Annotated in this window: 11 protein-coding genes; 8 read left to right on the top strand and 3 right to left on the bottom strand. The window is 56.7% G+C overall.

The genetic code is table 11. From position 1 onward, the window contains the following. Positions 1-46: 46 nt before the first annotated feature. From C1N58_RS00560 to C1N58_RS00550, 3 genes are all read left to right on the top strand, one after another. Positions 47-316 carry a hypothetical protein gene (locus tag C1N58_RS00560; protein WP_006118154.1) on the top strand — a complete coding sequence of 90 codons (270 nt, stop codon included), beginning with the start codon at positions 47-49 and terminating at the stop codon, positions 314-316. Between the two features lie 55 nt (positions 317-371). After that, complete coding sequence (locus C1N58_RS00555) at positions 372-1,532, top strand: amidohydrolase (protein ID WP_394564493.1); 1,161 nt, start codon at positions 372-374, stop codon at positions 1,530-1,532. Positions 1,533-1,610: 78 nt separating this feature from the next. Next, positions 1,611-2,093, top strand: coding sequence for a YlaC family protein (locus tag C1N58_RS00550; RefSeq protein WP_006118156.1), 483 nt, complete (start codon positions 1,611-1,613; stop codon positions 2,091-2,093). Here C1N58_RS00550 and C1N58_RS00545 read toward each other — a convergent pair. Both C1N58_RS00545 and C1N58_RS00540 read right to left on the bottom strand, forming a co-directional pair. Continuing rightward, positions 2,090-3,496, bottom strand: coding sequence for an aminotransferase-like domain-containing protein (locus C1N58_RS00545; protein ID WP_054633191.1), 1,407 nt, complete (start codon positions 3,494-3,496; stop codon positions 2,090-2,092). The two genes, C1N58_RS00550 and C1N58_RS00545, sit on opposite strands and share 4 nt — an antisense overlap. 72 nt (positions 3,497-3,568) lie before the next feature. Further along, entirely contained in the window at positions 3,569-5,665 is a 2,097-nt protein-coding gene (locus C1N58_RS00540) for a putative bifunctional diguanylate cyclase/phosphodiesterase (RefSeq protein WP_006118157.1), read from the bottom strand. Between the two features lie 637 nt (positions 5,666-6,302). Here C1N58_RS00540 and C1N58_RS00535 point away from each other — a divergent pair. The 5 genes from C1N58_RS00535 to C1N58_RS00515 are packed head-to-tail and all read left to right on the top strand — an operon-like array spanning position 6,303 to position 11,557. Beyond that, positions 6,303-6,869, top strand: a complete 567-nt coding sequence (locus C1N58_RS00535) for a spore coat protein U domain-containing protein (RefSeq protein ID WP_006118158.1) — start codon at positions 6,303-6,305, stop codon at positions 6,867-6,869. Between the two features lie 24 nt (positions 6,870-6,893). Then, on the top strand, positions 6,894-7,415 hold the full coding sequence (locus tag C1N58_RS00530) for a Csu type fimbrial protein (protein WP_006118159.1): 522 nt from the start codon (positions 6,894-6,896) through the stop codon (positions 7,413-7,415). Between the two features lie 18 nt (positions 7,416-7,433). Beyond that, on the top strand, positions 7,434-8,132 hold the full coding sequence (locus C1N58_RS00525) for a fimbrial biogenesis chaperone (protein WP_006118160.1): 699 nt from the start codon (positions 7,434-7,436) through the stop codon (positions 8,130-8,132). 6 nt (positions 8,133-8,138) lie between these two features. After that, on the top strand, positions 8,139-10,586 hold the full coding sequence (locus C1N58_RS00520; RefSeq protein WP_394564492.1) for a fimbria/pilus outer membrane usher protein: 2,448 nt from the start codon (positions 8,139-8,141) through the stop codon (positions 10,584-10,586). Next, on the top strand, positions 10,583-11,557 hold the full coding sequence (locus C1N58_RS00515) for a Csu type fimbrial protein (protein WP_058702267.1): 975 nt from the start codon (positions 10,583-10,585) through the stop codon (positions 11,555-11,557). The genes C1N58_RS00520 and C1N58_RS00515 overlap by 4 nt, the downstream gene beginning before the upstream one ends. Here C1N58_RS00515 and C1N58_RS00510 read toward each other — a convergent pair. After that, the gene (locus tag C1N58_RS00510) at positions 11,554-12,876 is read right to left on the bottom strand and encodes an MFS transporter (protein ID WP_006118162.1); all 1,323 of its coding nucleotides are present in this window, start codon (positions 12,874-12,876) and stop codon (positions 11,554-11,556) included. The two genes, C1N58_RS00515 and C1N58_RS00510, sit on opposite strands and share 4 nt — an antisense overlap. Positions 12,877-13,061: the final 185 nt, after the last annotated feature.

Below are 13,061 nucleotides of genomic sequence, written 5' to 3'. Positions count from 1 at the left end.
TGATGAAACCATTGTAAAAACACCGCGTTTCAAGAGGAAGATAAGGATGAATAACATCATTGGCCTGATACGGGAAAATGTTCTGAAGCCGGGTGGGTTTTCAAAAAAAAGACTGTCGGCTATCCCGCCTGCCCTGCCAGACCGCGCATCTAATCAGACGTATTCTGACAGCGGTTCATGCCTGAATAATATTCCTGCCCCTGAAGCGAGTGAAAAGAACAACGTGCAGCAAGCCTTTATCCAAACGCCATTATCGCGGAACGACAGTGCCCTTACGGTATTACCGGATTATCGCTGGCAGCCCAATCATATTTAAAGACAACGCGGCCCCTTTTGCTGACCGGGTCTCAGTCTGTGTTATCAGGAGAATCATGACTTCTTTAACGGAAAAACTGGTGCAGTGGCGGCGTGAACTGCATCAGCATCCCGAGCTCTCTCATCAGGAGTTTGCGACCACGGAACGTCTTACCCGTTGGTTACAGCAGGCGGATATTCGTCTGTTGCCCCTGCCGTTAACGACAGGTGTGGTGGTGGAGATTGGTCAGGGCGAGCCGCTGATTGCTTTTCGCGCCGACATTGACGCCCTTCCCATTGACGAGGCGGTGAACGTGCCCTGGAAATCTCAGCGGCCCGGCGTCATGCACGCCTGCGGACATGATATTCATACGTCAGTCATGCTTGGCGTTGCGCATCAGCTGAAACAGCAGGAAGCCGCCCTGCCTGGCCGGGTACGAATTCTTTTTCAACCCGCAGAAGAAACGTTCGACGGTGCCAGACAGCTGATTGATGCCGGTGCACTGACGGGCGTACAGGCTATTTTTGGTCTGCATAACGCGCCGGATTTGCCGCTGGGTACGCTGCGCACCCGCCCCGGCGCGTTTTACGCCAATGTTGACCGCTTCACCATTCGGGTGCTGGGTAAAGGTGCGCATGCCGCCCGGCCGCAGGAAGGCATTGATGCCATCGTGATCGCCAGTCATATCGTTTCGGCACTGCAAACGCTACCGGCTCGCGTCTTTAGCGCGCTGGACACGGTGATATTAAGCGTCACCCGCTTTACCGCCGGCAATACCTGGAATGTGCTGCCAGAGCAGGTGGAACTGGAAGGTACGGTACGTACGCACAATGCGACCATACGTGAGCACATGCCTGAACGCATGACCGCGCTGATTCAGGGCATCGCGTCGGGCTTTGGCGCGCACGCTGAACTGGCGTGGATAACGGGACCGCCTGCGCTGCTGAATACCCCGGAATGGGCCGACTTTGCCCTGCAACAGGCTGCCCAAAGCGGATATCGCGCCGAACGGGCTGAAGTACCGCTGATGGGAGGTGAGGATTTTGCCTTTTACCTGCAGCAGGTGCCGGGGGCATTTGTCAGTATTGGCAGTGCCAGTGAATCGGGGCTTCATCATCCGGCCTTTAATCCTGACGAAGCGCTGATGGGACCGGCTGTCGACTATTTTAGTCAGTTGGCTCCGCACGCCCTACGCCGGATTGCGGCGCGCAAGGAGGCATTGGCGCAACTGTTATAGAAAAACGGGCGTAATCTGTGTCTGAACAAGTTGACTGTTATCTGTTCTAATCGCTATCAGTTGAAAGTGAGGGGAACGATGGACGCCATTAAACAGATCTTAATCGACGAAATTAATACGCTAAACCGTGAAGGACGCCGCGATAATTTGCCGCGTTTCAGCTTCTCGTTTTTAAAAACCCATCCCGGACTGTGGGCAGTGATGTACCTGTGCTATGGCCTGTGCGTCGCGCTGATTTTTTCCACGGATATGCTGGGCTGGCCCGCGTTCTGGTTTGCAACAGCATTTGTGCTGGTGATGAGCTTTCTGATGTTGCTGGACATCAATCCTAAATACCGTTTTGAGGATATTGATGCTCTGGATCTGCGGGTTTGCTACAACGGCGAATGGTATTACGTGGAGCCCGTCCCTGAACAGGCGGTCTCCCGCATCCTGTCACTGCCGGATGCGCCAGAGCGTGTGAAAAGCGGCATTACCCGTTTGCTGAAGCAGAAAGGTGAAGTGGACTTTTACGATGTGTATTACCTGACCTGGGGACATCGTCAGGCCGCTCAGGTTTAATCCTGCGCCATCTCTGCCATTAACCTGCCCAGCGTGACCACCGCCGCCTCGGCCCGCGTATCCCACGGCCAGGCGGTGTTAAGCCGAAAACAGTGACTGAACTGTTCGCCTGCGGCAAACATCTGTCCCGGTGCAATACTGATCCCTTCTGCCAGCGCACGCTGATACAGCTGTGTGGTATTAATACTGTCTGGCAACGTCACCCATAAAAAATAGCCCCCCGCCGCGTCACTGACCGTTGACTGCGCAGGCAGCACCTTTATCAGGGCCTGGCGCGCCAGTTGCTGACGCTTAGCCAGACTTTGCCGCAGCCGTTTCAGGTGATTATCGTAACGTCGGGTCGCCAGGAAATCGGCTAACGCCAACTGCATCGGCGCGCTGGTCGAGAGTGTGCTCATCAGTTGCAGGCGCTGAATTCGCTGCGCATGCCGCCCGGCCGCGACCCAACCGACACGGAACCCCGCCACCAGCGATTTCGAAAAGGAACCACAGTGCAGCACATTCCCCTGGCTGTCCCAGGCTTTAGCGGGCAACGGCGGTGTGCTGTTGTCGTCCCATAGCTCTGCGTAGACATCATCTTCAATCAATGGCACCTGATAGCGTTCCAGCAGGGCAACCAGTTGCGCTTTACGCGCCGGCGTTAAGGTCACGCCGAGGGGATTTTGCAGCGTGGTCATTAACCAACAGGCTTTAACCGGCCAGCGCTGAAGCGCGTCTTCAAGCTGTTGCAGGTCGATGCCGTGCTGGGTATCGCTCGGGATCGCCAGCGCCTTGAGCTTAAGGCGCTCAATGGCCTGCAGGGCACCATAAAAACTGGGCTGTTCGATCACCACATAGTCACCCGGTTCGGTGAGCGATTGCAGGCTGAGGTTCAGGGCTTCCAGTGCGCCGCTGGTTATCACGATTTCGTCGGGCGACAAGGTGATGCCCTGGCGGGCATAGCGCTGAGCCAGGAGCTGGCGCAATGTCGCGTTGCCCGGCGGCAGGTTATGCAGCGCATCCGTGGGCGTGAGCTGATGCGAGACATTTGCCAGCGAACGCATCAGCGGACGTTGCGGGAACAGCGCCGGATCGGGAAAAGCCGAGCCAAACGGCACAATGGCGGGATCGCGCGAGGCCTGTAACACATCGAACACGAAGTCATTAATATCGACCCGTTCGCTGATGGCAACGCTGAGCGGCGCGGCGGCAAGGGCACGGGGCGCGACGTAATAACCTGACTGCGGACGCGAAACGATCCAGCCCTGACTTTCCAGCAGTTCGTAGGCGTGCAGCACCGTCATCAGGCTCAGCCCCTGACGCGCGACCTGCTGGCGCAGCGACGGGAGCCGGGTACCTGGCGGCCAGATACCGGCTTCTATTTGCTGCTGAATGTCATCCATTAATCGCTGATATTTCGCCACGGCCTGTCGCTCCTGATGCAGAGGCGCCACTTTAGCATGTTGATCAGCGCTAACAAAAATCCCTGGCGGGCCTTACACTTCCAGTGCGGCAGGCTCAGTAGCGTGCGGGCCGACAAACTCCTTCAGCTCATCGATCCGATCGGGTGGCAGCGGTTTACCGAGCAAATAGCCCTGCAGCGTATTACAGCCAAGCTGGGTCAGAAACGCTTGCTGTTCCGACGTTTCCACGCCCTCTGCCACGACCTTTAACTGCAATGACTGCGCCAGTGCCACAATGGCCGACACAATGGTGGCATCTTCAGAATGATGCTCCAGTTCGTTGACGAAGGCGCGGTCAATTTTCAGCTCACTTGCAGGCAGGCGTTTAAGATACAACAGGCTGGAATAGCCGGTACCAAAATCATCAATCGAGGCTTTCACGCCCAACTGCGTCAGTTCGGTCAGAATCCGCACGCTTTCATCGGGATTACGCATGGCGGTGGTTTCGGTCACCTCCAGCGTCAACAGCTCCGCCGGAATCTGGTGTGTCGCCAGTGCCAGCTTAACGGTGTCGATCAGATTGCTTTGCTCAAACTGCAGCGCCGACAGGTTGACCGCGACTGACCACGTCTGATGGCCCTGCAGGTGCCACTGATGCAGCTGGCGACAGGCTTCGTTAATGACCCATCCCCCAATATTCACAATCATGCCGGTTTTTTCCGCTATCGGCAGAAAGCGATCCGGCGACAGCAGGCCATGCTGGGGATGCTGCCAGCGCAGTAGCGCTTCGAAGCCCAGAATCGGGCCGTGCGGTGCGCAGTATTTGGGTTGATAAAACAGGCGCAGTTCATCATTGTCCAGCGCATGCCAGAGGTCGTTGTTCAACTGTAACTGGCTCTGTGCCAGCAGATTCATAGAAGGCTGGAAAAAGGTGTAACCGTTTCGGCCATTGTTTTTGGTGTGGTACATCGCGGCATCGGCATTAAACATCAGCTCGCGCTCATCCTCGCCATCACCGGGATAGACAACAATGCCAATGCTCAGTGACACCACCAGATCGTAACGCGAAATGGGGAACGGGCGGTCAACGGCCTTAACCAGCTGATCGGCGACCGCCGCCGCATCATTCGGCTCGGTAATTTCAATCAGCAGTACAAACTCGTCGCCGCCCAGACGTGCCAGCGTGTAGTAGCCTTTCATCTGGTCACTCATTCTTTTGGTGACACTGATCAACAGGCTGTCACCGATGTGGTGACCAAAGGCATCGTTTACGGCCTTGAAGCCATCAAGGTCCATAAACATCAGCGCAAACTGCGTGCTTTCACGATTCGCTTTATTGATGGCCTGCTCAAGGCGATCTTCGAGCAGAATACGGTTTGGCAACCGGGTCAGGTTGTCGTGCAGCGCCAGTTGTGCCAGCTCACGGTTGGCTTCAGCCAGCGAGCTGGCCAGGATCGAGGTGCGCGCCTGCATACGGGCATCCAGCATGGAAACCAGCAGCGTAATCCCCAGTATGGCGAGGGTTACTACCGTGACGACAATCGCCAGCCAGTTGCTGTTGACGCCGGATGACATCGTGTGGCTCCCCATCGGGAACTCCGCCGCCATCATGCCGGTATAGTGCATGCCGGCAATCGCGGCCCCCATTACGATAGAGGCACACAGCCGCAAGGCGGCAATTCGCCCCTGTGGGCCTTCGCGCAGTTTAAAAGCCAGCCACAGTGCGGCCACCGAGGCCACAAGGGCAACAATGACTGAAGCCGCGACCCAGCCCCAGTTCCAGCGAATACCCGGTGAAAGCATCAGCGCGGCCATGCCGGTGTAGTGCATCGCGACAATGCCGCAGCCCAGGACAATCGCGCCGCCCAGCAAGCGGAACAGCGGCAGGTTGCCCTGGCAAACCAGCCACAAGGCGAAGATGGATGCGCACACCGCAATGCCGGCGGACAGCGCCGTCAGCGAGGCGTCGTAACTCATCATCATGTTCAGGTCCATGGACAGCATGCCAATGAAGTGCATGGCCCAAATCCCTATCCCCATGGCAAAGCCACCGCCAAAGAGCCACGCCAGGGCCACTTTACCGGTTGAGGTCGCAACACGTCCCGCCATATCCAGCGCTGTGAATGAAGCCAGCATCGCCACTAAGACCGAAATGACGACAATGAATGAGTTGTATGAGGCCACTAACATAGTGATTTCCGAATAGCGCCGAACACGCCGCTGTTAAAGAGATGATGAAAAGGAATTTTCGCCTTGTTACCCTTTTATCGGCGCGGGAAACGACTAAATTAGGCTTTTTTAATAGCGCTTTCCGATACCTGCAAGCGTCCGGCTCAATCAATTCTTTTAGCTGGCATATGAGCCGCCGTTTTGCTGCCTGAACACAACGTTATGCCTGCACTGACGACCTTTACCGCACGGGTAGACAGCAGCTATTCAAAGATAGCGCATCTGCCGCTTTTCAGCCTCACATCCCGCATGCGCTTCTTTCTCATACAAAACTGACGGAGACATAACAGCGACACCACAGACAGGCAAAACAGTTCTGCGGCTCTGCGTCTTCAGCCCGTGATCGCCTGTCGATTCGCCGTTGCGGCAGGCAATGTAACAAAATAATAAAAAATTTATCGATGAGTTTCGCCACTTTGCCTGCGCTGATGTATATTAAAAAAAACTAATATAAATCAGCACCCCTTTTTTCTGGGGCGCTGGAGAGAGTGACGGCAGGTTGCTGTTATCTGGCGATTTAATGTTATTTTTTCGAGGTTTTTGCATTATACCATCAGGTGAAAAAGCACTGACCCTAAATAATCAGTAAGGAATGGTTATGAAATTCAAGCTTTTTCTGTTAGCTGCCGGTGTTGCTACCACCCTGCCGTCCGCGACGTTTGCTGCCACTACCACGGGTGCAATTAACGCTACGCTAACATTAACCACGGGATGTCTGGTGAACGGCCAGTCGGCCACCTCTGGCGTCAACTTCGGTTCGTTGAACTTCGGTAGCAGCGCAGCCACCTTTGGTACGTTGAACGCTACGCTGGTCGGCGCGGCGGGTAACGGCATCTATGTGCGCTGTACGACCGGCCAAACGTTTAACGTTCAGGTGACCAGCAGTAACGCAGCACCGGGAACCGTCTACGGTACCGTTTCTTCTGCGCCACGCTATCTGGTGCTGGGCGCCGATAATACTCAAGGCATCGCTTATACCCTCTACAGCGATGCGTCCTTTACGACCGCCATCGCCAACAACACGAATATTGCGCCCAGCGGGACGACCGATCCGACCCTCGGCACCAATTACGCGATCTATGGACGTGTGGTAGGCGGCGGATTTAATCCGGTGATCCCGGCCGGGACTTATACCGACACGATTAACGTTGCCGTGAACTATTAAGTGCCTGTGTTGGCGTAGATGCAGATGACGGTAAGACGGTCACCTGTTTCGTTCACCGCTGGCGGGTTGCTGCTGATCGTGTGTATGAATGGGTGGAGCATTACGACCAGCTCCACAACATTCCAGGTTTCAGCGTCAATCGTGGCAGGTTGCGTGATTTCCGGCACCAATACGGGGATCTTCGGCACGCTCAATTTTGGCACCCAGTCGGGGCTGGCCAGTAGCAGCGTCAGCGCCAGCTATGTACAAAGTTCCACGATTAACCTGGCCTGCACGCCGGGTACGACGCTGAGTATGACCATCAACGGCGGCAGCAATTACACCACGGCCCGTAACCTGAAGCTGGCGAACAATACCAACACGATTCCTTATTACCTCTACAGCAATGCTGCACACACCACGCCGATTCCGGTGAACACAGCCGTGCCATTGAGTTACAGCAACGCGAACAACATTACGTTACCTATTTACGGCTTGCTGCAATTACCCGGTCCGACAAGCGCCGGGGTTTATTCTGACACCCTCAGCGTCACGCTGACCTGGTGATGAAAAAGGAGCTTTACCATGCCATCCCTGCGTGCCCTGTTTTTTCTGTTCGCTTTTCTGGTGTTGCCTCAGGCTCAGGGTGCAAATTCCGTAATGATTTGGCCCATCGATCCGGCCATCGATCCGGAGGATAAGGCCAGTGAACTGTGGCTGGAAAACCGAGGCAATACGACCACGCTGATGCAGGTGCGCATTTTTGCCTGGCAGCAAACGAACAATCAGGAGCAGTATCAGACCCAGCAGCAGATTGTTGCCAGTCCCCCGTTAGTGCGCATTGAACCGGGGCAAAAGCAACTGGTCCGTCTGATTAAACAGATCCCGCCTGCCGCAGGACAGGAGATGGCCTATCGCGTTGTGCTGGATGAAATCCCCACGCCACGTGCCGTTGGCGATAATCAGGCCGGACTCAATTTTCAGATGCGCTATTCGGTGCCGCTCTTTGTCTATGGCAACGGTCTGGTGCGCGACAATGCAAAACCCGCCCTGAGCTGGCGTCAGGTGAATGCGGGCGGTAAGCGCTACCTGGAACTGACGAATCGCGGTAACGGCCATGCCCGACTCAGCAATGTCACCATTGGTGGCCAGCGGCTCGGCAACGGCCTCTATGGTTATGTGCTGGCGAACAGCACACAGCGCTTTCCGCTCAGATCCGCCGTCAGCGGTGAACTGCGCGCAGAGACCAACACCGGACAGTGGCGCAGCGCCGCGGCGCAGTAAATCGCAATGAAGCCGTATTCCCCGCATCCCGTTGCGCTCGCCATTGCGAGTCTGTGTTGTCTGGTGCCCACGTTTGTGTGGGCAGAAACGTTTACGTCGCTTCCCCCGCCGCCGCCCGTTGACAACGGGGCCACGGGCCAGCGCTATATGCTGGAGTTGGTGGTGAATCAGCTGTCACGTGGCGATATTGTGCCCGTGGAGCAACAAAACGGCCACTTCCTGGTGCGGGCAGGCGACTTACAACGCGCGGGAATACCGGCGGAGAAGATTCAGGGGCAACAGCAGGTCGATGTGAATCAGCTCGCCGGGGTCAACGTGGAGTACGACGATCGCCGTCAGCGCCTGTTGCTGACCGTGCCGCCAGGCTGGCTGCCTGAACAGACCATTGGTGAGGAAAGGAACGGGTCGCGCTTCCCCGGACGCGTGAGTACCGGGGCGCTGTTCAATTACGATCTCTATGCCACGCGCACCGATGTGGCAGGCACGCGTCTGGCCGCCTTTAATGAGCTGCGCGTGTTTGGTCCCGCCGGGCACTTCTCCAGCAATGGCGTTTTACAGCAGCAGATGGAAGGACAGAATCGCTACCAGAATGACGGCTACATTCGCTACGACACCTGGTGGAGCAATGAAGATGAAAACGCCATCCTGAGCTGGCGGGTGGGGGACCTGACTACCGATGCGCTGTCATGGAGCAGCAGCGTGCGGCTTGGCGGCATCCAGATTGCCCGCGACTTTAGCGTGCGGCCGGATCTGATCACCTATCCCTTGCCTGCCTTTTTTGGCCAGGCGGCGGTGCCGTCAACGGTGGATCTGTTTGTCAATGGCTACCGCTCTACTCAGGCAAATGTCCAGCCTGGCCCCTGGTCGCTCACTAACGTGCCTTTCGTTAACGGTGCCGGTGACGCCGTGATTACAACAACGGATGCGGTGGGTCGTCAGGTCGTCACGACGCTGCCGTTCTATGTGTCCAGTAACTTGCTCAAGCCAGGCCTGTCTGACTACGCCTTTTCAGCCGGTGCGCTTCGGCAAAATTACGGCATCAAAAACGCCGATTACGGTGCGGCCGCGATGAGCGGCTCGTGGCGCTATGGCCTGACAGACTGGCTCACACTGGAAAGCCATGGTGAAGGGAGCCGCGATTTGGCCATGGGCGGCGCAGGTGCCCTGTTTAAAGTCGACAGTTGGGGCGTGATCAACGGAGCCGCCGCACAGAGCCACCTGGACAGCGAGTCGGGCAATCAGTACAGCTGGGGTTATCAATACAACACCAGCCGTTTCAGCCTGGGTACTCAGCATACGGTGCGCAGCGCGGGCTTTGGCAACCTGGCGTTGGTGAGTAACCAGAGCAACGCCCTCTATGCAGATAACCGCTACAGCCTGGCACGGCGCACGGCGCAGTACACCGCCAGCGTGTCGCTCAATCGCTATGGCAGTCTGGGCGCGGCCTGGATCGACATTGCCAGCGGCGATAACCAGCGTACCCGCCTGTGGAACCTCTCCTGGAGTAAAAATTTGTGGGGCAATGCCAGCCTGTATGTCTCCGCCAGCCGCGACAGAGAGCAGGGAGAATGGAGCGGCGCAGTCTCGCTGGTGATTCCGTTTGGTGAAAACAGTAATGCTTCCCTGAGCGTCGAACGCGATCAACAGGGTCAACAAAGCCAGCGGGCGTATTTATCCCGCGCCATGCCCAGCGATGGCGGATTCGCCTGGGATGCCTCCTGGGCGAACCAGGGCGGCAACAGTGGCGACTATCGCCAGGGCAGTCTGCGTTACCGCAATAACAAGATCGATACCTCTGCCGGCTTCTACGGCGATGACGACAACCTCACCCAGTGGGCCGATGTGTCCGGCTCGGTGGTGTTAATGGACAGCCAGGTGTTTGCCGCTAACACCATTAACGATGCGTTTGTGGTGGTGAAAACCCATTACCCTGACGTGAATGTGCGCTATGAAAATCAGTCGATGGGACGCACCGACCGCCAGGGCTATCTGCTGGTGCCGTCGATCAGCAGCTACTATCCCGCTAAATACGACATCGATACGCTCGATCTGCCCGCCGATATGACGGTGCCCAACGTCGAGCAGCGCTTTGCCGTTAAACGGCAAAGTGGGTTTTTGCTGAACTTCCCGGTCGAGCGGTTGCGCGCCGCCAGCGTGATACTGCATGACGGTCAGGATAAGCCGCTGCCCGTGTCCAGCCAGGTGATTCGGCCGGGACGGGCTACGGGCTATGTGGGTTGGGACGGTATTGTCTGGATGGAAGAACTGGGTGCCACCAATCCCATCCGCGTGATCGCCCCTGATGGTCGCGCCTGCGAAACGATCCTGACGTTGCCTGGCGGTCAGCCGCAGGCACTCAAAACGTATGGCCCGCTTACCTGCCCGTTGCCGCCGCTCCCCAGAGGCGCATCCGTGCCTAATCCCGATAACGCCACTGCCGGAATCACCCCATGAAAACGCTAATGTTGCTGCTTTGCCTGCTGCTGTTACCCTCGCTGAGTTACGCCGCCTGTGCCCTGCCCGCCTCCAGCGCCAGCTTTGGCAGTGTGACCACCTTTGTGGCTAACACCACGGTCAGTAGCACCTCGACCAATGCTGACGTCAACTGCGGGGCCGGCAGCGCGCTGTCGCTGCTGAGCAATAACCAGATCACCTTTCAGCTGACCAGCGCCAGCAACGCCAATGGGACGCGCGGCATCCTCAAACGGAGCGGCGATACCGGCAGCGACAACATTCCGGTGCGGTTATGTACCGACAGCGCCTGTGCCAGTGAGCTCACCATTGGCGGACCTGCGTTTGTCTACAACTCCGCCACCTTAATCAACCTGGCGGGATTGCTGGGTAGTCTCAACTTTGCCATTCCGGTCTATTTGCGCACCCTCACCGGGCAAACCGTGGCCGCCGGGACCTACACGGTGACGCTGAACATGACGGTCACCTACAACATCTGTACCAGCGTTTCGGCTGTTGGCCTGTGTCTCACACCGCAAACCGGCAGCGGCGTCATTCCCATTACTGTTACCGTGGTGCTCAGCAACGACTGTACCGCCATCACCGCGCCCAATATCAGCTTTGGCAGCGCACCGCTGGTCGCCAGTTTTGGCAGCGTGTCACAAACCATCAATGTCCTGTGCAGTAAAGGCAGCACCTATACGGTGGGGTTAAGCAACGGCAATAACGCGGTAAGCAGCGTACGTAATATGGCGAGTGGGACGAACCGACTGAGTTACGAGATTTATAAAGGAACGACCAGTAATCGCTGGGGACCGAGTGGCACGGAACGGGTAAGCAGCTCAGCGGCGGATACCGTCAGTACCGATGGGCTGACGCGCAGCTACAACTACACTGCGCGTGTCCTCACCACCCAAAATACGCCGCCTGCAGGGAATTATACCGACAGCGTCGTGGTGGATATCGCGTTTTAGAGCGGCGCGCTGACGGGGGTTCCGCTATGGCGGGCGCGATACTGTTTCACCATGCGGCCAATCAGTAATGTCCCGATTAATCCACAAATGGCCGCAAAGGTCAGCCACGCGCCGGGCATCGCCTTATCGCCGCTGGCGTGGATCAGATAGCTGGAAACGGCGGGCGTGAAGCCACCGAACAGCGCCGTGGCCAGGCTGTAAGCCAGCGAGAAACCGGCGGCACGCACCTCAGCGGGCATAATTTCTGCCAGATAAACCACCATCGCGCCGTTGTAGCTGGCGTACAGGAAGGAGAGCCAGAGCTCCGCCGCCAGCAGGTGGCCGAAGCTCGGCGCGCCAACCATCCAGTGCAGCACAGGCCAGGCGGTGGCAATCATCAATACCGTAAACGTCAGCAGCAGCGGACGACGACCTACGCGGTCAGACAGCGCGCCCATCACCGGGAGCCAGAACAGGTTGGAAATCCCCACAAACAGCGTCACCATAAAGGCCTGTTTGTCACTCATCATTAATACGGTCTTGCCGAAGGTTGGCGTGAACGCGGTGATCATGTAAAACATCACCGTGGTGGTCACCACCATCAGCATACCGGCCAGCACCAGTGCCCAATTGCTGGCGACGGAACGCATAATGTCGGTCATTGATGGATGGTGTTTACGCTGACTAAAGGCTTCGGTCTCTTCCAGCATGCGACGAATATAGAACAGGAAAGGGACGATCAGGCAGCCCACGACAAACGGAATACGCCAGCCCCATTCGGTCACCTCATCATGTGAGAGCAGATGATTCAGCCCCAGCCCCAGCAGAGCCGCGAAGATCACCGCGATTTGCTGGCTACCGGACTGCCAGCTGACAAAGAACCCTTTACGCCCTTTCGGTGCCACTTCGGCCAGATAAACCGAAACGCCGCCCAGTTCTACCCCGGCAGAAAAACCCTGCAATAAGCGACCAAGTAAAATGAGTATCGGTGCGGCGGCACCCAGGGTGGCATAACCCGGGACCAGTGCGATAGTCAGCGTGCCTAACGCCATCAGCCCAAGCGTTAACAGCAGTCCTTTACGACGGCCATGATGGTCAATGTACGCTCCCAGAATAATCGCCCCCAGAGGACGCATCAGAAAGCCGGCACCGAAGGTCATCAGTGTCAGCATTAACGAGGAGAAGGGATCGTCTCCGGGGAAAAAGGTTTTGGAAATGGCCGTGGCGTAGTAGCCAAACACCATAAAATCGTACATTTCAAGGAAATTACCGCTGGTAACATTGAAAATGGTTCTGGCCGCACCTTTTGGCGGCTTTTGTAAAGTTTCACTTTGGCTCATAACTGCTTCCTTGGTTTTTTATCCCTTTTAGCCTGCCAGAGGTGAGATTAATGTGACCTCCATCACCATTGCACTTTACAAACTCTCTGGTTTAAGTAACAAGAAATTAACAGAAGGGTTACAGTAGCATAACTGCCTGCTCGGCGCAGGATTTGCCAGACAAGATGTGGCAAAAATTCAGGCAT

The organism is Pantoea sp. SGAir0180 (genome assembly GCF_043546245.1).
The sequence above is the reverse complement of the archived record's forward strand: the minus strand, read 5'-3'. Positions and strand labels throughout refer to the sequence as shown.

What these genes read in the sequence shown, in the direction of transcription:
- C1N58_RS00560 (WP_006118154.1), top strand. Translation starts at nt 47, where the DNA reads ATGAATAACATCATTGGCCTGATACGGGAAAATGTTCTGAAGCCGGGT.
- C1N58_RS00530 (WP_006118159.1), top strand. Translation starts at nt 6,894, where the DNA reads ATGACGGTAAGACGGTCACCTGTTTCGTTCACCGCTGGCGGGTTGCTG.
- C1N58_RS00510 (WP_006118162.1), bottom strand. Translation starts at nt 12,876, where the DNA reads ATGAGCCAAAGTGAAACTTTACAAAAGCCGCCAAAAGGTGCGGCCAGA.
- C1N58_RS00550 (WP_006118156.1), top strand. Translation starts at nt 1,611, where the DNA reads ATGGACGCCATTAAACAGATCTTAATCGACGAAATTAATACGCTAAAC.
- C1N58_RS00515 (WP_058702267.1), top strand. Translation starts at nt 10,583, where the DNA reads ATGAAAACGCTAATGTTGCTGCTTTGCCTGCTGCTGTTACCCTCGCTG.
- C1N58_RS00520 (WP_394564492.1), top strand. Translation starts at nt 8,139, where the DNA reads ATGAAGCCGTATTCCCCGCATCCCGTTGCGCTCGCCATTGCGAGTCTG.
- C1N58_RS00535 (WP_006118158.1), top strand. Translation starts at nt 6,303, where the DNA reads ATGAAATTCAAGCTTTTTCTGTTAGCTGCCGGTGTTGCTACCACCCTG.
- C1N58_RS00540 (WP_006118157.1), bottom strand. Translation starts at nt 5,665, where the DNA reads ATGTTAGTGGCCTCATACAACTCATTCATTGTCGTCATTTCGGTCTTA.
- C1N58_RS00555 (WP_394564493.1), top strand. Translation starts at nt 372, where the DNA reads ATGACTTCTTTAACGGAAAAACTGGTGCAGTGGCGGCGTGAACTGCAT.
- C1N58_RS00525 (WP_006118160.1), top strand. Translation starts at nt 7,434, where the DNA reads ATGCCATCCCTGCGTGCCCTGTTTTTTCTGTTCGCTTTTCTGGTGTTG.